Source organism: Janibacter sp. CFPM2_SD2 (genome assembly GCF_057364645.1).
Genome location: NZ_JBNFOF010000039.1, coordinates 1 through 18,637, shown reverse-complemented (window position 1 = coordinate 18,637; position 18,637 = coordinate 1). Strand labels below are relative to the sequence as shown.

Annotated in this window: 17 protein-coding genes, 3 pseudogenes and 1 riboswitch; of the genes and pseudogenes, 9 read left to right on the top strand and 11 right to left on the bottom strand. The window is 71.8% G+C overall.

The window, feature by feature from the left end:
- Positions 1-390, top strand: a 390-nt coding sequence (locus tag AC2W7J_RS05930) for a trypsin-like peptidase domain-containing protein (protein WP_485981754.1), incomplete at its 5' end; no start/stop codon positions are given.
- Positions 391-441: 51 nt separating this feature from the next.
- On the opposite strand, the gene AC2W7J_RS05925 is transcribed toward AC2W7J_RS05930, so the two are convergent.
- Together AC2W7J_RS05925 and AC2W7J_RS05920 are read right to left on the bottom strand one after the other, a co-directional pair.
- On the bottom strand, positions 442-2,136 hold the full coding sequence (locus AC2W7J_RS05925) for a S8 family peptidase (protein ID WP_485981753.1): 1,695 nt from the start codon (positions 2,134-2,136) through the stop codon (positions 442-444).
- A 67-nt stretch (positions 2,137-2,203) separates the two neighbouring features.
- Positions 2,204-2,767, bottom strand: coding sequence for a sugar O-acetyltransferase (locus AC2W7J_RS05920; protein ID WP_485981752.1), 564 nt, complete (start codon positions 2,765-2,767; stop codon positions 2,204-2,206).
- An 83-nt stretch (positions 2,768-2,850) separates the two neighbouring features.
- Positions 2,851-3,028, top strand: a riboswitch (cobalamin riboswitch).
- A gap of 41 nt (positions 3,029-3,069) precedes the next feature.
- On the opposite strand from AC2W7J_RS05920, the gene AC2W7J_RS05915 reads away from it, so the two are divergent.
- The 7 genes and pseudogenes from AC2W7J_RS05915 to AC2W7J_RS05885 all read left to right on the top strand — a co-directional run bounded on the left by AC2W7J_RS05915 (position 3,070) and on the right by AC2W7J_RS05885 (position 9,294).
- Positions 3,070-4,128, top strand: a complete 1,059-nt coding sequence (locus AC2W7J_RS05915) for a FecCD family ABC transporter permease (protein ID WP_421008057.1) — start codon at positions 3,070-3,072, stop codon at positions 4,126-4,128.
- Positions 4,125-4,925, top strand: a complete 801-nt coding sequence (locus AC2W7J_RS05910; RefSeq protein WP_485981751.1) for an ABC transporter ATP-binding protein — start codon at positions 4,125-4,127, stop codon at positions 4,923-4,925. Before AC2W7J_RS05915 ends, AC2W7J_RS05910 begins: the two co-directional genes overlap by 4 nt.
- Positions 4,922-5,965, top strand: coding sequence for an ABC transporter substrate-binding protein (locus AC2W7J_RS05905; RefSeq protein ID WP_255185106.1), 1,044 nt, complete (start codon positions 4,922-4,924; stop codon positions 5,963-5,965). Before AC2W7J_RS05910 ends, AC2W7J_RS05905 begins: the two co-directional genes overlap by 4 nt.
- A gap of 70 nt (positions 5,966-6,035) precedes the next feature.
- A complete protein-coding gene (locus AC2W7J_RS05900) occupies positions 6,036-6,722 on the top strand; it encodes an enoyl-CoA hydratase/isomerase family protein (RefSeq protein WP_485981750.1) in 687 nt (228 codons plus the stop codon).
- Between the two features lie 40 nt (positions 6,723-6,762).
- Positions 6,763-7,368 (top strand): hypothetical protein, encoded by a 606-nt coding sequence (locus tag AC2W7J_RS05895; RefSeq protein ID WP_485981749.1) that lies wholly within the window; start codon positions 6,763-6,765, stop codon positions 7,366-7,368.
- A 291-nt stretch (positions 7,369-7,659) separates the two neighbouring features.
- Positions 7,660-8,289, top strand: a complete 630-nt coding sequence (locus AC2W7J_RS05890; protein WP_255185109.1) for a DUF47 domain-containing protein — start codon at positions 7,660-7,662, stop codon at positions 8,287-8,289.
- Between the two features lie 5 nt (positions 8,290-8,294).
- Positions 8,295-9,294, top strand: a pseudogene (locus AC2W7J_RS05885) (anion permease).
- 99 nt (positions 9,295-9,393) lie between these two features.
- Here AC2W7J_RS05885 and pstB read toward each other — a convergent pair.
- The 8 genes and pseudogenes from pstB to mshD all read right to left on the bottom strand — a co-directional run bounded on the left by pstB (position 9,394) and on the right by mshD (position 17,390).
- Positions 9,394-10,173, bottom strand: coding sequence for a phosphate ABC transporter ATP-binding protein PstB (gene pstB / locus AC2W7J_RS05880; protein WP_255185110.1), 780 nt, complete (start codon positions 10,171-10,173; stop codon positions 9,394-9,396).
- Positions 10,174-10,199: 26 nt separating this feature from the next.
- Positions 10,200-11,117: a phosphate ABC transporter permease PstA gene (gene pstA / locus AC2W7J_RS05875; RefSeq protein WP_485981748.1), complete on the bottom strand. Its 918-nt coding sequence runs from the start codon at positions 11,115-11,117 to the stop codon at positions 10,200-10,202.
- Positions 11,118-11,295: 178 nt separating this feature from the next.
- A pseudogene (gene pstC / locus AC2W7J_RS05870) lies at positions 11,296-12,239 on the bottom strand (phosphate ABC transporter permease subunit PstC).
- 93 nt (positions 12,240-12,332) lie between these two features.
- Positions 12,333-13,424, bottom strand: a complete 1,092-nt coding sequence (gene pstS, locus AC2W7J_RS05865) for a phosphate ABC transporter substrate-binding protein PstS (RefSeq protein WP_255185113.1) — start codon at positions 13,422-13,424, stop codon at positions 12,333-12,335.
- A 214-nt stretch (positions 13,425-13,638) separates the two neighbouring features.
- Complete coding sequence (locus AC2W7J_RS05860; RefSeq protein ID WP_485981757.1) at positions 13,639-13,992, bottom strand: hypothetical protein; 354 nt, start codon at positions 13,990-13,992, stop codon at positions 13,639-13,641.
- Positions 13,993-14,026: 34 nt separating this feature from the next.
- Positions 14,027-14,596: pseudogene (locus tag AC2W7J_RS05855) on the bottom strand (NUDIX hydrolase); the annotation flags it as partial.
- 2 nt (positions 14,597-14,598) lie between these two features.
- Positions 14,599-16,881, bottom strand: coding sequence for an RNA degradosome polyphosphate kinase (locus AC2W7J_RS05850; protein WP_255186299.1), 2,283 nt, complete (start codon positions 16,879-16,881; stop codon positions 14,599-14,601).
- A gap of 5 nt (positions 16,882-16,886) precedes the next feature.
- Positions 16,887-17,390: a mycothiol synthase gene (mshD, locus tag AC2W7J_RS05845; protein WP_485981755.1), complete on the bottom strand. Its 504-nt coding sequence runs from the start codon at positions 17,388-17,390 to the stop codon at positions 16,887-16,889.
- Between mshD and AC2W7J_RS05840 the strand changes: the two genes are divergently transcribed.
- Positions 17,340-17,600: a hypothetical protein gene (locus tag AC2W7J_RS05840; RefSeq protein WP_485981756.1), complete on the top strand. Its 261-nt coding sequence runs from the start codon at positions 17,340-17,342 to the stop codon at positions 17,598-17,600. The two genes, mshD and AC2W7J_RS05840, sit on opposite strands and share 51 nt — an antisense overlap.
- Positions 17,601-17,775: 175 nt before the next feature.
- Here AC2W7J_RS05840 and AC2W7J_RS05835 read toward each other — a convergent pair whose 3' ends face one another.
- Complete coding sequence (locus AC2W7J_RS05835; protein WP_421008069.1) at positions 17,776-18,480, bottom strand: winged helix-turn-helix transcriptional regulator; 705 nt, start codon at positions 18,478-18,480, stop codon at positions 17,776-17,778.
- Positions 18,481-18,637 lie beyond the last annotated feature (157 nt).

Here is an 18,637-nt window from a genome sequence, read left to right as displayed (position 1 = left end):
CGCCGTGCCGACCTCCACCGCCGCCCGCCCCTGCCCACCGGCGACCGGCAGGCGCACGGTGACGACGTCGTCGTCGCGGGGTTTCCGCTCGGTGGGCCCTACGACCTCGAGGCCGGCCGGGTCCGCGACGTCCTGCAGGCCCGCGGCGCCGGCATCGACGGCACGCTCGGCGTCACCCGCGACATCTACTCGATCCACGCGCGGGTCCAGCAGGGCAACTCGGGCGGCCCGCTCCTCTCGCCGACGGGCCAGGTCGTGGGCACCGTCTTCGCGAAGTCGCCCTCCGACGAGACCACCGGCTACGTCCTCACCCTCGAGGAGACCCGCCCGGTCGTCGAGGACGGCCTGCGGGCGAGCGCCGAGGTCGGGACGGGTGAGTGCGTGCGCTGAGGCAGCGCTTCGAGACGGTCGCTGCGCGACCTCCTCAGCGACCGGGAGGGGTCAGCGCACCGCGCGGTCGGCGTTGACGACGCCCTCGCCGAAGATGCCGTTGTCCGCCGTCGTGCCGATGCAGCGGACGCTCCCTTCGGCATCGGGGCAGGGGATCTCGGTGGCGCTCTCGCCGAGCTGCCGCGCCACGTCGTCGGGCGCCATCCGGTCGCCGTGGGCGCTGATGATCAGCGCGGCGACCCCGGCGGCGTGGGGCGAGGCCATCGAGGTGCCCTGGTTCCACACGTAGAGCCCGCACTCCCCGTCCGGGTCGGGGTCGTTGCCGGCGATCGACTCGGGACAGCTGCGCACGACCATCTCGGTGCCGGTCTCGGTGACCCGGCCCTCGTCGTCGACGAAGCCCTCGGCCGTGACGACCGAGCGCGACGCGGCGGAGAGGATGCCGCCGCGACCCGAGCTCTCCTCGCCGCCGGGTGCGGCGACGTCGACGAGACCGTCGTCGGGGTGCGAGGTCCAGTTGCTGAAGGTCGAGCGCACATTGCCCTCGTCGACGGAGGCGACGGCGATGACGTGCTCGCCGGACAGCGGCAGGCGCTCGCAGGTCTTCGGGTCGACCCGGCGGGTGCGGGTGTCGCCGCCGTAGTTGGGGCTCGAGGTGTCGCGGCTCGGGGCGCCCATGTCCGCGCCGTCGTTGCCCGCGGAGGTCACGAGCGTCACGCCCTGCTCGTGCGCACGGTCGAGCGAGCGGTGCACGAGCTCGAGCATGACGTCCTGGAAGGCCACCTGCTCCGGGGTGTCGCCGGGCGCGCCGCCCTCGCAGGCGTAGAGCCACGGGTCGACGTAGAAGCTCATGTTGACGACGTCGAGCCGCTGGTCGGCGGCATGGGTCAGCGCGTTGACCACCGGGCCGAGGAAGAAGAGCCCGCCGTCCTGCCCGGCCCGCAGGTCGACGAGGGTCACGTCGGGGGCGACGCCGGTGACACCGAGGTCGTTGGCCGCGGCGGCGATCGTGCCGGCGACGTGCGTGCCGTGCCCGCCGTCGTCCTCGCCCACCGGGTCGACGCAGCTCTCGTGCTCGCACTCGCCGTCGATGTCGGCGATGTCGCTGACGACGAAGCTCTTGGACAGCCCGGCGTCGAGCCGTGGCGCGAGGTCGGGGTGCGTCTTGTCGATGCCGGTGTCGATGACGCCGACGCGCACCTCGGGCCGCCCCGTCGTCACCTCGTGCGCGCCCCGGGCGTTGACCGCCTCCATGCCCCAGAGCCAGCCGTCGAAGGGGTCACCGCCCTCCGGTGCCTGAGGGGGCGAAGGGAGGTCCGCTGCGGGAGTCGTGTCGCCGGGGTCGGGCTCGGCCGGGGGCTCCGGCGACCAGGAGGCGGCGCGGTCGGTGACGGCATCGGTGACGCCGTCGACCCCCTTCGCCCGCTCGGCCACGTCGGTGTCGTCGGTGCGCAGGGTCACCATGCCCACGGCGGTGTTGACCGAGGTGAGGGGCAGGCCGTCGGCCTCGAGCTCGTCGGCGACGCGCTGGGTCTCGGCCGGGTCGTCGACGAGGACGACCCAGTCGCGGCCCGTGCGCGGCGGGTCGAAGGTCTCGAGGCTCGACGTCGCGGGCGTCGACGTCGGCGCCTCCGTGGTCGTCGACGACGTGCTCGTGCTGGCACCGTCGTCCCCCTCGAGGAGCGAGCACCCGCTCGCGACGAGCGTCAGCGCGACGAGCGCACCCCAGGTCCTGCGTCCGCGCATGGTGGTCCCCTCTGTCCGTGCGGTGTGCCCCGAGTCGGTGTGTCCTGAGTCTAGGAGGCGAAGGGGGTCACAGCTCGCGGACCACCCGGGCCGGGTTGCCGACGGCCACGACCCCCGCGGGGATGTCGCGGGTGACGACCGCGCCCGCCCCGATGACCGAGTCGTCGCCGATCGTCACGCCCGGGCAGACGATGACGCCGCCGCCGAGCCAGACGTTGTCGCCGATGGTGATGGGCTCGCCCGCCTCGACCTTGTCCCGGCGCGGGCCGGGCTCGAGCGGGTGGGTCGCGGTGAGCAGCTGCACCTGAGGTCCGATCTGGCAGTCCTCGCCGATGCGGATCGGGGTGACGTCGAGCGCGGTGAGCCCGTAGTTGACGAAGGTGCGTGCCCCGATGCTCAGGTGGGCGCCGTAGTCGACGTAGAGGGGCGGGCGGATCTCGACGTCCTCGCCGAGCTCGCCGACGAGCTCGGCGAGCAGGGCCCGAGGGTCCTCGCCGTGGGCGTCGACCCGGTGGTAGCGGTCCTGCAGGTCGCGGGCCCGAGCGCTCGCCGCCGCGAGCTCCGGGTCGCTCGCGTCGTAGGGGTCTCCGGCGAGCATCCGCTCGCGCTGGGTCCTCGTGTCCTCGCTCATGCCACGACCATAGGGAGATGCGGTGGTGGTGGGGGCCGGGTGTGCCGGAGGGAGGGCGAAGGGGGTCGCGGCCGCCGGTGTCGTAGGCTCGGTGGCGAGTCAGACGCACACCAGTGCAGAGGGAACCCGGTGCGAGTCCGGGACTGTCGCGCAGCGGTGAGGGTGACTGGCGGGGTACGACGCCACTGGGCAACCAGCCCGGGAAGGCACCCCGTCGGGACGACCCCGAGTCCGAAGACCTGCTGACTCGCCTCATCCGACCGGGCCTCGCGATCAGGCCCCCGATGCACCTGGAGACCTCGGTGTCCCACGACCGTCCCGGTGGACGACGCGTCCCCACCGTCCCGCTGCTCGTCACGCTCGTCGTGGCGACGGTGGTGAGCGCGGTCGTCTCGCTCGCCTTCGGTTCGGAGCCGCTCAGCGTCTCGGGCGTCGTCGACGTGCTGCGCGCACGCCTCGCCGGCGGCCGGGGGAGCGACCCGACCTACGACACCATCGTGTGGGAGCTGCGCGCGCCGCGGGTCGTCATGGCCGTCGTCGTCGGGGCGGGGCTGTCGATCGCCGGGGCGTGCATGCAGACACTCGTGCGCAACCCGCTCGCCGACCCCTACCTGCTCGGGGTCTCGTCGGGCGCCGGGGTCGGCGCCACCCTCGTCATCGTGCTCGGGGTCCTCAGCGGCCTGGGCGTGTGGGCTCTGTCGGCGGGAGCCCTCGGTGGTGCCCTGCTCGCGACGGCGCTCGTCTTCGGGATCTCGATGGCGCAGGGCGGGATCACCCCCCTTCGCCTCGTGCTGACCGGCGTCGTGATGTCCGCCGCCTTCTCGTCCATCTCGAGCTTCCTCGTCTTCTTCAGCGCCGACCCGCGGGCGACCCAGTCGGTGCTCTTCTGGCTGCTCGGCAGCCTGTCGGGCTCGGTGTGGGAGCAGATCCTGCCGTCGGTGCTCGTCGTCGTGCTCGCCACCGTCCTGCTCGTCGCGCTGCACTCCTGGCTCGACGCGCTCGCCGCCGGCGCCGAGGTGGCGTCGGCGCTCGGCGTACCGGTGCGGGGGCTGCGGATCGCCCTCTTCGTCCTCGTGTCGGTCCTCGTCGGCGTGCTCGTCGCGGTCTCCGGAGGCATCGGCTTCGTCGGCCTCGTCGTCCCGCACCTCGCCCGGATCCTCGTCGGCGCCCGCCACCGGGTCGTCCTGCCCGTCGCCGCGGTCGGGGGAGCGCTCTTCATGCTGTGGGTCGACGTCGCCGCCCGCACCATCGTCGCCCCGCAGGAGATCCCGCTGAGCGTCGTCACGGGCCTCGTGGGGGCCCCGGTCTTCCTCCTGCTCCTCGGCAGGCGGCACTACACCTATGCAGGAGGCGGCGAATGAGTCACCTGAGCTGCCACGGCCTCGCCGCCGCGATCGGCGGGCACACCATCGTCTCGGGCGTGGACCTCGACGTGCCGCACGGGTCGATGCTCGCGGTCGTCGGGCGCAACGGCAGCGGCAAGTCGACGCTCCCTGCCGGGCCCTCACCGGCCTGCGCCGCCGCGGCCGGGACCGTGCTCGTCGACGGCACCGACCTCGCGAGCCTCACCCCGCGTCAGCGGGCGACCCGCCTGGCGCACGTCGGGCAGGAGGACGGCCCGCCGGAGGACCTGCTCGTCGGCGAGATGGTCGCCATGGGCCGGATCCCGCACCGGCCGCCGTGGGCCTTCGACGCGAAGGGGGAGCGTCCCCTCGTCCTCGCGGCGCTCGAGCACGTCGACCTCGTCGACAAGGTCGACCACCCGTGCCAGCACCTCTCCGGCGGCGAGCGCCGGCGGGCCATGCTCGCGCGCGGCATTGCCCAGGGCGCCGGCCTGCTCGTCCTCGACGAGCCGACCAACCACCTCGACGTGCACCACCAGATCCAGCTCCTCGAGACGGTCCGGGCCCTCGGCTGCACCGTCGTCGCCGCCGTGCACGACCTGCAGCTCGCGGCCGCCCACTTCGACGCCGTCGCCGTCCTCCACGACGGCCGGCTGCACGGCGTCGGGCACCCCGCCGACGTGCTCACCCCCGAGGTCCTGCGCGAGGTCTTCGACGTCGAGGCACGGCACCTCACCGACCCGGCCACCGGCCGGGTCCACCTCGTCGTGGGCGCAGGAGCGCCCGCACCCGCCCACCGGAAGGCCCACGCATGACCTCCCTTCGCCCTGCCCGGGCCACCGCCGCGGTCCTCGCGGTCGGACTGCTCGCCGCCTGCGGTGGTGGGAGCAGCGCGGACGCACCCTCTGCCGGGGGCCAGGTGACGATCACCAACTGCGGCCAGGAGGCGACCTTCCCCTCGCCGGCGGAGCGGATGTACGTCGGTGGCGACGGCAACCTGCTCGCGATGGTGCTGGCCCTGGGTGCCGAGGACCAGGTGGCCGGCGTGAGCGGTCTGAGCGACACCCGGCAGGCCCTGTCCACCGCCTACGGCGCCGACGTCGTCGACGCCCTCCCGGTGGCGACGAAGGACTACCCGACGATGGAAAACGTCATCGCGCAGCGACCGGACGTCATGCTCGCCGGCTGGAACTACGGCTACACCGAGGAGAAGAAGCTCACCCCGGACCTCCTCGAGGACCGGGGCATCTCGGGCTACGTGCTCTCCGAGAGCTGCCGCCAGGCCGACGGCAAGCGCGGGACGATGCCGCCGTGGAAGGCCATGGCGGCCGACATCGACAACCTCGGTCGGATCACCGGTCACGAGGACCGGGCCACCGAGGTCAACGACGACATCGCCCGGCGGCGCGCCGCGCTCGAGGAGGCACCCCAGGCGACGAAGCCCCCGACGGTCTTCGTCTTCGACTCCGGCACGAAGCAGATCTTCACCTCCGGGTCCTTCGGCGCGCCGCAGGCGATCATCGAGGCAGCGGGGGCGAAGAACGCGACCGCCGACGTCAAGGACACGTGGACCGAGGTCTCGTGGGAGCAGCTCGTCTCCTCGGAACCCGACTTCTTCGCCTTCGTCGCCTACGAGGGGCAGAGCTTCGAGGACAAGGTCAAGGTCCTCGAGAGCAACCCGGCGACACGGGACCTGCCGGCCGTCAAGGAGAAGCGCTTCCTCAACCTGCCGATCCCGGCGTGGACGAGCAGCCCGCTCAACATCAACTCGGCCGAGCAGCTGCGCGTGGCCCTCGAGGAGCACGACCTCGTGCCCGCCAGCGACATCGAGCCCGAGCACGACCTCGAGCCGTGACGGCCGAGGCCGCCGGGCCGCCGGGCCGGGTCGGTGGGCCTGCGCCGCCCCGGTGGCTAGGGTGCGTGGTGTGGGAGTCACGTACGAAGCATCCGACCGCCTTGCCCGCATCGTCCTCGACCGGCCCGAGGCCGGTAACGCGCTCGACCTCGAGATGGCCCGCGCCCTGCGCGAGGCGGTCGAGCGGGCGCTCGGGGACCCCTATGTCGACATCCTGACGCTGACGGCCAACGGCGCGGACTTCTGCGTCGGGTCCGACACCTCCGCGGCGGAGCAGGCCGAGGACCCGACGACCGCGGTCTTCGAGCTCGCGGCCGCCCTCGAGGAGCTCTTCTCGCTGCTCAACAACTCGAGCAAGCTCGTGCTCGTCGGCGTCCAGGGACTGGCCGCCGGCTCCGGCCTGGGCCTCGTCCTCGCGGGCGACCTCGCCTTCTGCGCCGGCGACACGACCTTCCGCGTCGCGCCCAAAGGGCGGCACCGGCGCGCCCCGACCCCCGGCCTCGCGTGGCTCCTGCCGCGGGCCATCGGCCAGCAGCGCGCCCTCTCCTTCGGCTCGGTGGCCGCACCCTCGACGCGGCGACCGCCGACGACTGGGGCATCGCCGAGCTCGCCCCCGACGGTGACGTCGCGGCCGCGCTCCAGGACGCCGCGTCCAACCTCGGCGGCAAGCACCTGTGGGCCAACTCCGAGATGCGGCGTCTGCTCCACGCCTCGTGGGAGACCTCGCGCACCGAGCTCTCGCAGTCGGAGGCCGTGACCCTCGTGCGCGCCCTGCTCAACCGCAACCGGGGCTGAGCATGAGCGAGCCGGGCCGACCCCGCCGGCCGCTGCACTTCGGTCCCGACGCCATGGAGGCGCACGGCGGGACTCTGCCCGACCCCGCAGAGACCGCCGCGGCCGCCCACGCCGCGGCGCAGACCGTCGTCGAGGCGGGCCGGGGGTCGGCCTGCGCCGGAGACGACCCGCCAGGCTCGTGCGGCTCGTCGAGGACCTCGGCATCGACACCCCTCGCCCAGCTGTGGGCAGATCGGCCCGCGCGCAGCCTCCCCCGGCGCGCTGTGGCGGGTCTACGTCCTGCGCGCCTGGATCCAGCGCTCGCCGGAGGTCGCCGCCCGCGAGTACGGCGCGGCATGGCCGTCGCGCACGTCAACCACGCCGATCGCCGGCGTCGTCACCGCCGGGCGCCGGACGAGGTGCGCGACCTGTCCGACCGGATCCTCGGGGGAGTCTTCGACGGGGACCTCGCGGTCGCCCTCGAGCGGGCGGCCGCCTTCTGCCGGGTCGTGGCGACCGGGCGCGCCCATCTCGACGACGGCGACGTCGAGGCCGCCGCGGCCATGGTCGGCACCGCCGAGGACCTCGAGGCCAGTGCCCGGCTCTGGCGGACCGGCGCGTTGGACTGACCCGGTCGGGACCTCCGTCAGGCCCCGTCGGCCGCGCTGCGACACGGTCGCGAGGCCCCCCGCGGGAATGCGGTGACCTTCGTCGCGGTTACGCTGGGTCGGTGCGCCGGGTCGCGGTAGCCCCGGGTCCCAAAATTCGCCGCCACGAGCGGCCGTGCGCCGTGAGGCGCTCCCGACCCGGCGCATCCCCACCGGATGGTGGTGAACTCCCGATAACACACAGGTGGCCGGACGGTTCTAGGCTGTGCACGACAACCGCACGTTCCCCCCCCTGATCCGGAGACCCACCCCGTGGCCTTCTTCCGACCGTCGTCCGCTCGCGACGACGCCTTCTTCCAGCTCCTCGCCGCCAGCGCTCGCCATGCCGTGACCGCAGCCGAGCTGCTCACCCAGCTCCTCGCAGCGCCTCCCGAGGAGCGCGCTGGCCTCCTGCCCCGTCTGAAGGAGGTCGAGCACGAGGCCGACGAGGCGACCCACGCGATCATCCACAAGGTCAACTCCAGCTTCGTCACCCCCTTCGACCACGGCGACATCCTCGAGCTCGCCGGTGCGCTCGACGACTGCACCGACATCCTCGAGTCCGTGGGCCAGCACATCGTGCTCTACCGCATGGACGGCCTGATGGAGGGCATCGCCCGCCAGATGGCCGTCATCGTGCGGATGGCCGAGCTGACCGCCGACGCGATGCCGCGCCTGGCGAGCATGAAGGCCATGCCTGAGTACTGGGTGGAGATCAACCGCCTGGAGAACGAGGGCGACCAGATCTACCGCGCGCTGCTCGGTGACCTCTTCGACGGTCGCGTGAGCGACCCGATCGAGCTCATCAAGCACAAGGACGTCATCGAGCGCCTCGAGCACGCCGCCGACGCCTTCGAGCAGGTGGCGCACCGCGTCGAGAGCATCGCCATCAAGGAGTCCTGACCCTCGTGGAGTTCCTCCCCGTGGCCGTCGTCACCCTGTTGGCGATGGGCTTCAACTACACCAACGGCTTCCACGACGCGGCCAATGCGATCGCGACGTCGGTGTCGACCCGCGCGCTCACGCCGCGGGCGGCGCTCGCCATGGCGGCCGTGGCCAACCTCGCCGGCGCCTTCTTCGGCGCCAAGGTCGCCGAGACCGTGGGCCAGGGCATCATGAGGCGCCCGGCGGGCACCTCGGTCTCGTCCTGTGCGCGGCGGCGCTCCTCGGCGCCATCGTGTGGAACCTGATCACCTGGTGGTTCGGCCTGCCCTCCTCGTCCTCGCACGCCCTCATCGGCGGGCTCGGCGGTGCGGCCCTGGCGGCCGGCGCCACGGTCAAGTGGGCCGGCATCCTCGAGAAGGTCGTCATCCCGATGGTCCTCTCGCCGGTCGTCGGCATCGTCGTCGGCTTCCTCGTGATGAAGCTGATCCTGCGGATCTTCCGCGATGCCAACCCCGGCCGCACCAAGCGCGGCTTCCGCATGGCGCAGACCGCCTCCGCGGCCGCCATGGCCTTCGGCCACGGCATGCAGGACGCCGCCAAGACCGCCGGCGTCGTCGTCCTCGCGCTCACCGTCTCGGGCTACCAGTCGTCGGCCGACCACCACATCCCGCTGTGGGTCCTCGTCATGTCGGCGTCGTCATCTCGATGGGCACCTACTCGGGCGGCTGGCGGATCATGCGCACCCTCGGTCGCGGCATCATCCACCTCGACCCGCCCCAGGGCTTCGCCGCCGAGGTCACGGCCGCGTCGATCCTCTACGTGGCGACGATGCTCAAGGCGCCGATCTCGACGACGCACGCGATCACCGCGGCGATCATGGGCGTGGGGTCCACCCGCTCGCTCAAGGCCGTGCGGTGGGGCGTGGCCAAGAACATCGTCGGCGCGTGGATCTTCACCTTCCCCGGCGCGGGACTGTCCGCGGTGCTCTTCATGCTGGTGCTGCGCCCGCTCACCGGCGTCTGACCGCACTCTCCCGGCACGACGAAGGCCGGCGGATCCCCCCTGTCGGATCCGCCGGCCTCGCCGTTTCCCCCTTCGCCTCCCCGACGAAGGGGAGGTCACTCACCCGAAGCGGCCGGAGATGTAGTCCTCGGTCGCCTTCTCGCGCGGGTTGTTGAAGATCGTCTGGGTGTCGTCGAACTCCACGAGCTGGCCCGGCTTGCCGGTCCCCTCGATGTTGAAGAAGCCCGTCTTGTCGCTGCAGCGGGCGGCCTGCTGCATGTTGTGCGTGACGATGACGATCGTGTAGTCGTCCTTGAGCTCGGCAATGAGGTCCTCGACCGCGAGGGTCGAGATCGGGTCGAGCGCCGAGCACGGCTCGTCCATGAGGACGACCTCGGGCTTGACCGCGATCGTGCGGGCGATGCACAGACGCTGCTGCTGGCCACCCGAGAGGCCCGAGCCGGGCTTGTCGAGGCGGTCCTTGACCTCGTTCCACAGGTTGGCGCCGCGCAGGCTGGTCTCGACGAGCTCGTCGGCGTCGGCCTTCTTGATCTTCTTGTTGTTGAGCTTGACCCCGGCGAGGACGTTTTCCTTGATGGACATCGTCGGGAAGGGGTTGGGCCTCTGGAAGACCATGCCGACCTTGCGGCGGACACCCACCGGGTCGACGCCCTTGCCGTAGAGGTCCTCGCCGTCGATGACGATCGAGCCCTTGACGTGGGCGCCGGGGATGACCTCGTGCATGCGGTTGATCGACCGGAGGAAGGTCGACTTGCCGCAGCCCGAGGGGCCGATGAGTGCCGTCACCGAGCGGGGCTCGATGGTGACGTTGACATCCTTCACGGCGAGGAAGTCCCCGTAGTAGATGTCGAGGTTCTGGACGTCGATGCGCTTGGACACGTCAGCGATTCCTTGTCTGTCTGCGGTCAGCGACCGGTCTTGGGGGCGAAGAACTTGGAGATGAGTCGCGCGATGATGTTCAGCGCCATGACGATGACGATGAGGACGAGCACCGCGGACCAGGCCCGGTCGATGTAGGGCTGCTTGTCCACGCCCGGGTTCATGATCTGGTAGTAGGCGAAGACCGGGAGGGTCGCCATCGGGTCCTTGAACATGTTCGGGTTGAGCGACGTGCTCAGACCTGCGGTGACGAGCAGCGGCGCCGTCTCACCGATGATGCGCGCGATCGCGAGGGTGACACCGGTCGCGATGCCGGCGACCGCGGTCGGCAGGACGACCTTGACGATCGTCAGCCACTTCGGCACGCCGAGGGCGTAGCTCGCCTCGCGCAGCTCGTTGGGCACGAGGCGGAGCATCTCGTCGGTGTTGCGCACGACGACCGGGATCATGAGGATCGTCAGCGCCGCGACACCGACGATGCCCGACTTGTAGCCCGGCTCGACGAAGATGCTGAAGAGCGAGAAGGCGAAGAGGCCGGCGACGATCGACGGGATGCCCGTCATGACGTCGACGAAGAAGGTCAGTGCCCGCGACAGCCGGTTGCCGTTGCCGTACTCGACGAGGTAGATCGCGGCCATGATGCCGATCGGGACGGCGATGACCGTCGTGAAGAGGGTGATCATGAGCGTGCCCTGCAGGGCGTGCGCGATACCGCCGCCCTCGCCGACGACGCCTCGCATGGACACCGTGAAGAACTCCGCGTCCAGGCGCTTGGTGCCCTTGCTCAGCACGTCGATGACGAGCGAGACGAGCGGGATGAGCGCGAGGAGGAAGAAGGTCGTCACGACGCCGGTCACGAGGCGGTCGGTCGCGTGCCGGGACCCCTCGGTGACGCGGCTGACCACGTAGATCGCGAGGCAGTAGACGATCGCGGAGAGGAGCACCCACGGCAGGACCGAGAACCCGCCGAGGAGGAGGACGACGGCCAGACCGACGAGCGCGGACCCGGCGAGGACGCCCCAGCGGGCGGTCTGCGAGAGGCTGCCGGCAGCGGCGGTGTCGCCGCCGACGCCCTGGCCCGGGTCGTGGGGGTGCCCCCGGTGGGGATGGAGACGTTGGTCATCAGTTGGCTCCCGAGAACTCGGCCCGGCGGGAGACGATCCAGCGGGCGGCCATGTTGACGAGCAGGGTGACGAAGAAGAGCACGAGGCCGGCGGCGACGAGCGTGTTGGCCGCGACGCCGGAGCTCTCCGGCAGGTTGAGCGCGATGTCGGCGGCGATCGTCGAGCTGCTGTTGTCGGAGAGCAGCTCGATCGAGTAGGGCAGACCGGGCGAGAGGATGAGCGCGACGGCCATGGTCTCGCCGAGCGCGCGGCCCAGGCCGAGCATGGTGCCGGAGACGATGCCGGACTTGCCGAAGGGGATGACCGCCTGCTGGATCATCTCCCAGCGGGTGGCGCCGAGGGCCAGCGAGGCCTCCTCGTGCAGGCGCGGGGTCTGGAGGAAGACCTCGCGGTTCACGGCCGTCATGATCGGCAGGATCATGATGCCCAGGACGATGCCGATGACGAGCATCGTCTTGCCGGTCACCGACGCGTCACCGGCGAAGAAGGGGATCCAGCCGAGGTGCTCGTTGAGCCAGTTGCCGACCGGCTTGGAGCCGGGGCCGACGACGGACAGACCCCAGAAGCCGAAGACGATCGAGGGGATCGCGGCCAGCAGGTCGACGAGGTAGCCGAGGGCCTGGGCCAGCTTGCGCGGGGCGTAGTGGCTGATGAAGAGCGCGATGCCGATCGACAGCGGCACGGCGATGATGAGCGCGATGACCGCCGCGAGGACGGTGCCGAAGAGCAGCGGACCGATGTAGGTGACGAGGCCTTCGCCGCCGCGGACCTCGCTCGGGTCGCCGTGACGGCCGGCCATGCCTGCAGGAACAGGAAGATGGCCACGAGGACGAGGGCGACGAGGATGAAGACCCCCGAGGTCGTCGACAGGCCGCTGAAGACCTTGTCGCCGAGCCGGCGGACACCCTTCCGGGGGGACGGGGCGGAGGAAGCGGTACTCACGTGACTCTCCGGGAGCAGCAGGGGCAGGGGCGCGGCGAAGGCCCGGGCGGCGTGACGCACACCGCCCGGGCCCTCACCAGGAGGCGATCAGGATCAGCTGATCTTCTCGACAGCGGCGGTGTTCTTCTTGACCCACTCGGCCGGGAGCTCGGCGGAGCCGGCGGCCTCGGCGGAGGCCTTCTGGCCCTCCTCGCCGGTGACGTAGTTGAGCCAGGCCTTGACGACCTTCGCCTTCGCGGCGTCGTCGTACTTGAGGCAGCCGACCTGGTAGGAGACGAGGACGTTGGGGTACACGCCGGCCTCCTCGGTGTCCTTGGCGACGTCGACCGCGAGGTCGGTCTCGGACTCGCTCTTGGCCTTGGAGGCGTCAAGGATCTTGGCGGCGGACTCGGCGGTGGGCTCGACGTACTCGTCGCCGACACCGAGCGCGACGGTCTTCAGCTCGCCGACCTGCGAGAGGTCCGCGTAACCGATGGTGCCGTCACCCTTGCCGATCGCGTCGACGACACCCGAGGTGCCCTTGGCAGCGGTGCCGCCCTTGACCGGCCAGGCGTCCTCGGCCTCGTGGGTCCAGGACTTCTCGGCGGCCTTGCCCAGGTAGTCGGAGAAGTTCTTCGAGGTGCCCGAGTCGTCCGAGCGGTGGACCGTGGTGATCTTCGTCGACGGGAGGTCGGCGTCCGGGTTGTCGGCCTTGATCTTCGGGTCGTTCCAGGTCTTGATCTTGCCGTCGAAGATCTCGGCGACCGTGGCCGGCTTCAGCTGCAGCTTGTCGACGCCCTCGAGGTTGTAGGCGATGGCGATCGGGGAGACGTAGACCGGGATCTGGACGATGTCGCCACCGCAGACCTTCTTGGCCTTGTCGAGCTCCTCCTCCTCGAAGGCGGAGTCGGTACCGGCGAAGTCGACCGCACCGGCGGCGAACTGCTCACGGCCGGCGCCGGAGCCCTGCGGGTCGTAGTTGACCGTCGCGCCGCCGTTGGCGGTCTCGAAGTCGGCCTTCCACTTCTCGACGGCGGCCTGCTGGGAGCTGGCACCCATGCCCTTGATCGAGCCGGAGACGGACTCGCCGCCGTCGCCAGACGCGCCGGAGCCGGAGTCCGACTCGCTGCAGGCGGCCATCGTGAAGGTCAGGGCGAGGGCAGCGGTGGCGGTCAGGGCCTTGCGGCTGCGGGTGGAACGAATCACGTCTGTCAAACCTCTCTACAGGGGTTGGCCACGTGAATCGCGACGGCAGCCCGTCGCGACCGCCGTGGTCGTACGCATCGAAGGTAGGGAGGCTCGGTGACCTGTCGGGTCGAGATCGGTGAACAGTCGGTGAATCACGGCTGCACAGTGCGTGGTCGGGTCGCGCCCCGGCCGTCGGCGATGTAACGCGCGCGACAGCGCCGCTCGTGTGGCGTCAGCCGCGGTCGCGCGGGTGGTGCCGCTCGGCGGCGACGATTCGGGCGGCGTCGCCGGTGCCGACCACGTGGACGAGCAGCACCTCGCCCTTCGCCAGGCCGCCGGAGAGCGCGTCCTCGATGACCGACCGGCCGACGAGCCCGGGCGCGAGCGAGGGGTCGGCGCGCTCGAGGAGCAGCGCCACGAGGTCGGGCAGGACCGGGCCGTGGCTGCACAGGGCGGCGGGCACGCCGCGCTCGAGCAGGCGCCCGAGGTGGTGTCGTGCCTTGCCCGGGTCGGCGGCATGGCCCTCCTCCGACAGGCCCGGCTTGAGCCGCAGCCGCTCGCCGATGGCCGTCGCGTAGGGGGGCAAGGGTGTCGCTGGCGCGGGTCGAGGGGCTGCTCACGAGGCGCTCGATGCCGTAGCCGGCGAGCAGGGGCACGAGGTCGGCGGCCTGCTCGCGGCCCCGGTCGTCGAGGGGCCGCAGCCAGTCGTCGTCGGTCCACGTCGCGCGGGGGTGCGCCTTGGCGTGGCGCACGACGGCGAGGGGCCAGGTCGACAGGGTGCCCCGGGAGTCGGCGGCCATGAGGGCCTCGACCTGGGCGACGTCGTGCGCATAGCTCAGCCGGGAGAGGGCCTCGCCGGCCTCGAGCCAAGCGACCTCGTCGACCTCGTGGACGAGGCCGCCGTCACCGCCGGTCACCTCAGCCGCCCAGTAGCGCACCTCCTTGACCGCCGGCCCCGACTTCGACGCGACGGTGTAGGTCGTCGTCGGCAGCGGGTGGCCGAGCCGCACGCGCAGCCCGGTCTCCTCGAGGGTCTCGCGGGCCGCGGCGACGGGGAAGGTCTCGCCGGGGTCGAGCTTGCCCTTCGCCCACGACCAGTCGTCGTAGCGGGGGCGGTGGACGAGAGCGATCTGCAGGCGCCCCCGACGACGTCTCCATGGCAGGGTGCCCGCGGCCAGGACGGTGGCCATGCTCAGCGCCGGGCCTTGCGGCGGCGCTTGGCGTGCATCGCGATGAGCGCGGCCTGGATGTCGGGCAGCGGCTCACCGTCGGGGTTCTGGTGCACCCGGGTCCAGCGGCCGTCGCCGTCGAGGTTCCAGTGGGCGTAGTCGCCCGACATGCCGCGCTCGACGAGGTCGAAGACCTGCTCGACGTGGCGCGGCTCCTTGATCCGCACGAGGGCCTCGACGCGTCGGTCGAGGTTGCGGTGCATGAGGTCGGCCGAGCCGATCCACGCCTGGCGGTCCGCGCCGGTCCCGAAGAGGAAGATGCGCGAGTGCTCGAGGAAGCGCCCGAGGACCGAGTGCACCCGGATCGTCTCGCTCAGCCCGGGCACGCCGGGTCGCAGGGCGCAGATGCCGCGCACCCACACGTCGACCTGCACCCCGGCCTGGCTGGCCCGGTAGAGCGCGTCGATCGTCTGCTCGTCGACGAGCGAGTTGACCTTGACCGCGACGTAGCCGTCGCCCGTCCTGGCCTGGCGCGCCGCCTGCTCCTCGATCCGCTCGACGAGCCCGTCGCGGATGTGCCGGGGTGCGACGAGCAGCCGCTTGAACTTGCTGCGCGGCGCGACGCCCGAGAGCTGGTTGAAGAGCCGGGTGAGGTCCTCGCCGACCTCGGGGTCGGAGGTGAGCAGCCCCATGTCCTCGTAGAGACGAGCGGTCTTGGGGTTGTAGTTGCCGGTGCCGACGTGGCAGTAGCGCTTCACCCCGTCGGGCTCCTGCCGCACGACGAGGGCGAGCTTGCAGTGGGTCTTGAGGCCGACGATGCCGTAGACGACGTGCACGCCCGCGTGCTCGAGCTTGCGGGCCCACTCGATGTTGTTCTGCTCGTCGAAGCGCGCCTTGATCTCGACGACCGCGAGCACCTGCTTGCCCGCCTCGGCGGCGTCGATGAGCGCGTCGACGATCGGGCTGTCACCGCTGGTGCGGTAGAGCGTCTGCTTGATCGCGAGCACGTGCGGGTCGGCCGCCGCCTGCTCGATGAAGGCCTGCACGGAGGTGGAGAAGGAGTCGTAGGGGTGCTGCAGCAGCACGTCCTGCCGGGCGATGCGGCCGATGAGGTTGGCGGCCTTCGATGACTCGGCGGGCGCCAGGTCGGCATTGGTCCGGGCCACGAAGGGAGGGAAGTGCAGGTCGGTCCGGTCGATGTCGGCGATCTCGTTGAGCCCGCGCAGGTCGAGCGGGGCGGGCAGCCGGTAGACCTCGTCGTCGCTGACGCCGAGCTCGCGGCTGAGCAGCTCCATGACGTGGTCGTCGAGGTCCTCCTCGACCTCCAGCCGCACCGGCGGGCCGAAGCGCCGCCGGATCAGCTCCTTCTCCAGCGCGGCGAGGAGGTTCTCGGCGTCGTCCTCCTCGACCTCGAGGTCCTCGTTGCGGGTGACCCGGAAGGAGTAGTGCTCGTGCACCTCCATGCCGGGGAAGAGGTGGTGCAGGTGCGCGGCGATGACGTCCTCGAGCGGGACGAAGCGCGCCTCGAAGAGGTCGGAGGTCACCGAGGCCTGCGCGCGACGCACCTTGAGGAAGCGGGGGAGTGAGGGCGGCATCTTGATCCTCGCGAAGTGCTCCTTGCCCGTCTTGGGGTTGATGAGGATGACGGCGAGGTTGAGCGAGAGCCCCGAGATGTAGGGGAAGGGGTGGGCCGGGTCGACGGCCAGCGGCGTGAGCACGGGGTAGATCTGGTCGCGGAAGAGCTCGCTGAGCCGCTCCTGCTCGGACTCCTCGACCTCGCTCCACCGCACGATGCTGATGCCCTCCTCGGCGAGGGCGGGGCGCACGCTCTCGTCGAAGATGCGGGTCTGCATGTGGGTCAGGTCGTGCGCGATGCGGGCGATCTGCTCGAGCACCTCGCGCGGCTCGAGCCCGGAGGGGCTGCGCACCGCGATGCCGGTGGCGATGCGCCGCTTGAGGCCGGCGACCCGGACCATGAAGAACTCGTCGAGGTTGCTCGTGAAGATCGCGAGGAAACGCGCCCGCTCGAGCAGGGGGACGCTCTCGTCGGCCGCGAGCTGCAGGACCCGCTCGTTGAACTGCAGCCAGCTGATCTCGCGGTCGAGGAAGCGGTCGACCGGCAGGTCGGTGGCGGGCGCCGCGTCCTCGGGACGGCTGCGCACGAAGCGGCCGTTGGCCGCGCGGGGCCGCAGCTCGGGGGTGGCGTCGGGGGCCGAGGAGGTGATCGAGACGTCGCTGGTCGGGGCCGCGCCCGGTCGGCGAGCCGGGACCGACGGTCGGGGTGCTGGGGCGGAGGCGTCCGACATGGCGCTCATCCTTGCACCGAGGGGTGAACCTCGTGTGAATACATCACGTGGAGGGCCTTGCGGGTGAAGCCGGCCCGCTCGTAGGTCGCCAGCGCCGGCGTGTTGTCGCCCTCGACGTAGAGCTCGACCTCGCGCACGCCCCGACGGGCCAGGTGCGCCAGGCCGAGGCCGGTGAGCGGGCCGGCGAGCCCGCGACCCTGGCAGTCGGGGTGGACGCCGACGACGTAGACCTCGCCGACGTCGCCGCCGGGCGGGTCGATCTTCGTCCAGTGGAAGCCGACGAGCCGGCTCGGGTCGTCGTCCTCGAGCAGGATGACCCCCTCGGGGTCGAACCACGGCTGGGCCATCCGCTCGTCGAGCCCGGCCCGGTCGAGGGCGCCCTGCTCGGGGTGGTGGACGAAGGCCGCGGCGTTGACCTCGAGCAGCGCGGTCTCGTCGGTGCCGGGGACGAAGGTCCGGTGCCGCACGCCGTCGGGGAGGCCGGGGTCGGTCTCGTCGCCCTCGCGCACGTCGCGGGAGAGGACGAGCAGCTCACGGACCACCTGCAGGCCGAGCCGGAGGCCAGGGCGCGGGCGGCCGGCAGGTCGCCGTGGGACCACGGCCGCGCGTCCCGGGCGCTCCTGCAGCACACGCTCGAGCAGCGGGTGCCGACCCCCTTCGCCCGGGAGTCGGGGTGCACGAAGAGCTCGACGGACCCGTCCTCGGCGACGGCTGCGTAGCCGGCGAGGTCGTCGCCGTCGGTCGCGACCTGGTGGCTGCCGGGGCGCGGCAGGGCGAGCTCGAAGGCCTCGCTGAGCGGCGCGACGTCGTCGGCGGAGGCCGCGTCGAGGGCACCTGCGGCGACCCGGTCCACCAGGGCGTCCGGCAGCACGTCGAAGGGAGTGATGGTCACGGTCACAGGGACACCGCCTCGGTGTCGGCCTCGTCGTCATGGGCGGGCACGAAGCGGTAGCCGACATTGCGGATCGTGCCGATGAGCTGCTCGTGCTCGCTGCCGAGCTTGGCCCGCAGGCGACGCACGTGCACGTCGACGGTACGGGTGCCGCCGTAGTAGTCGTAGCCCCAGACCTCCTGGAGCAGCTGGGCGCGGGTGAAGACGCGGCCGGGGTGCTGGGCGAGGTGCTTGAGCAGCTCGAACTCCTTGTACGTCAGGTCGAGCAGGCGCTCGCCGAGCCGGGCGGAGTAGCTGCCCTCGTCGATCGTCAGATCCCCGGCGACGATCCGCTCGTCGGCCTCGTCCTCGACCGCGTCGCTGCGGGTCATGACCAGCCGCAGCCGGGCCTCGACCTCGGCGGGGCCGGCGTGCTCGAGGAGGATGTCCTCGACCGCCCACTCGGCGTTGACCGCGGTCAGGCCGCCCTCGGTGAGGATCGCGATGACCGGTGCGGAGGTGCCGGTGGCGCGGATGACGCGGCACAGCGAGCGGGCCTGGACGAGCGCGGTGCGCGCGTCGACGAGGACGACGTCGACGGCGGGGGCGTCGATGATCGCCGATGCCTCGGCGGGCAGCGTGCGCACCTGGTGCCCGAGCAGCCCCAAGGCCGGCAGGACCTCGGCGCTCGGCGCCAGGTCGTCCGTGAGGAGCAGGAGTCGGGCCATCGCGACCCAGAATAATCGGGCGGCCCGCTACCCTCGCGTGGTGACCACGCCAGTACCCGTCGAGCCAGAGACCCGAGCGGCCCGCCGTGCCCTGCGCGCGAGTGCGGGAGAGTCGCCGACCCCCAGGCTCCGCCGCCCCGGTCACGCCCGGTCGTCG

Bases quoted from the DNA above. Each gene is read 5' to 3' on its own strand.
- AC2W7J_RS05920 (WP_485981752.1), bottom strand. From the start codon at position 2,767: ATGAGCGAGGACACGAGGACCCAGCGCGAGCGGATGCTCGCCGGAGAC.
- AC2W7J_RS05850 (WP_255186299.1), bottom strand. From the start codon at position 16,881: ATGTCGGACGCCTCCGCCCCAGCACCCCGACCGTCGGTCCCGGCTCGC.
- AC2W7J_RS05925 (WP_485981753.1), bottom strand. From the start codon at position 2,136: ATGCGCGGACGCAGGACCTGGGGTGCGCTCGTCGCGCTGACGCTCGTC.
- AC2W7J_RS05910 (WP_485981751.1), top strand. From the start codon at position 4,125: ATGAGTCACCTGAGCTGCCACGGCCTCGCCGCCGCGATCGGCGGGCAC.
- AC2W7J_RS05895 (WP_485981749.1), top strand. From the start codon at position 6,763: ATGAGCGAGCCGGGCCGACCCCGCCGGCCGCTGCACTTCGGTCCCGAC.
- AC2W7J_RS05835 (WP_421008069.1), bottom strand. From the start codon at position 18,480: ATGGCCCGACTCCTGCTCCTCACGGACGACCTGGCGCCGAGCGCCGAG.
- AC2W7J_RS05905 (WP_255185106.1), top strand. From the start codon at position 4,922: ATGACCTCCCTTCGCCCTGCCCGGGCCACCGCCGCGGTCCTCGCGGTC.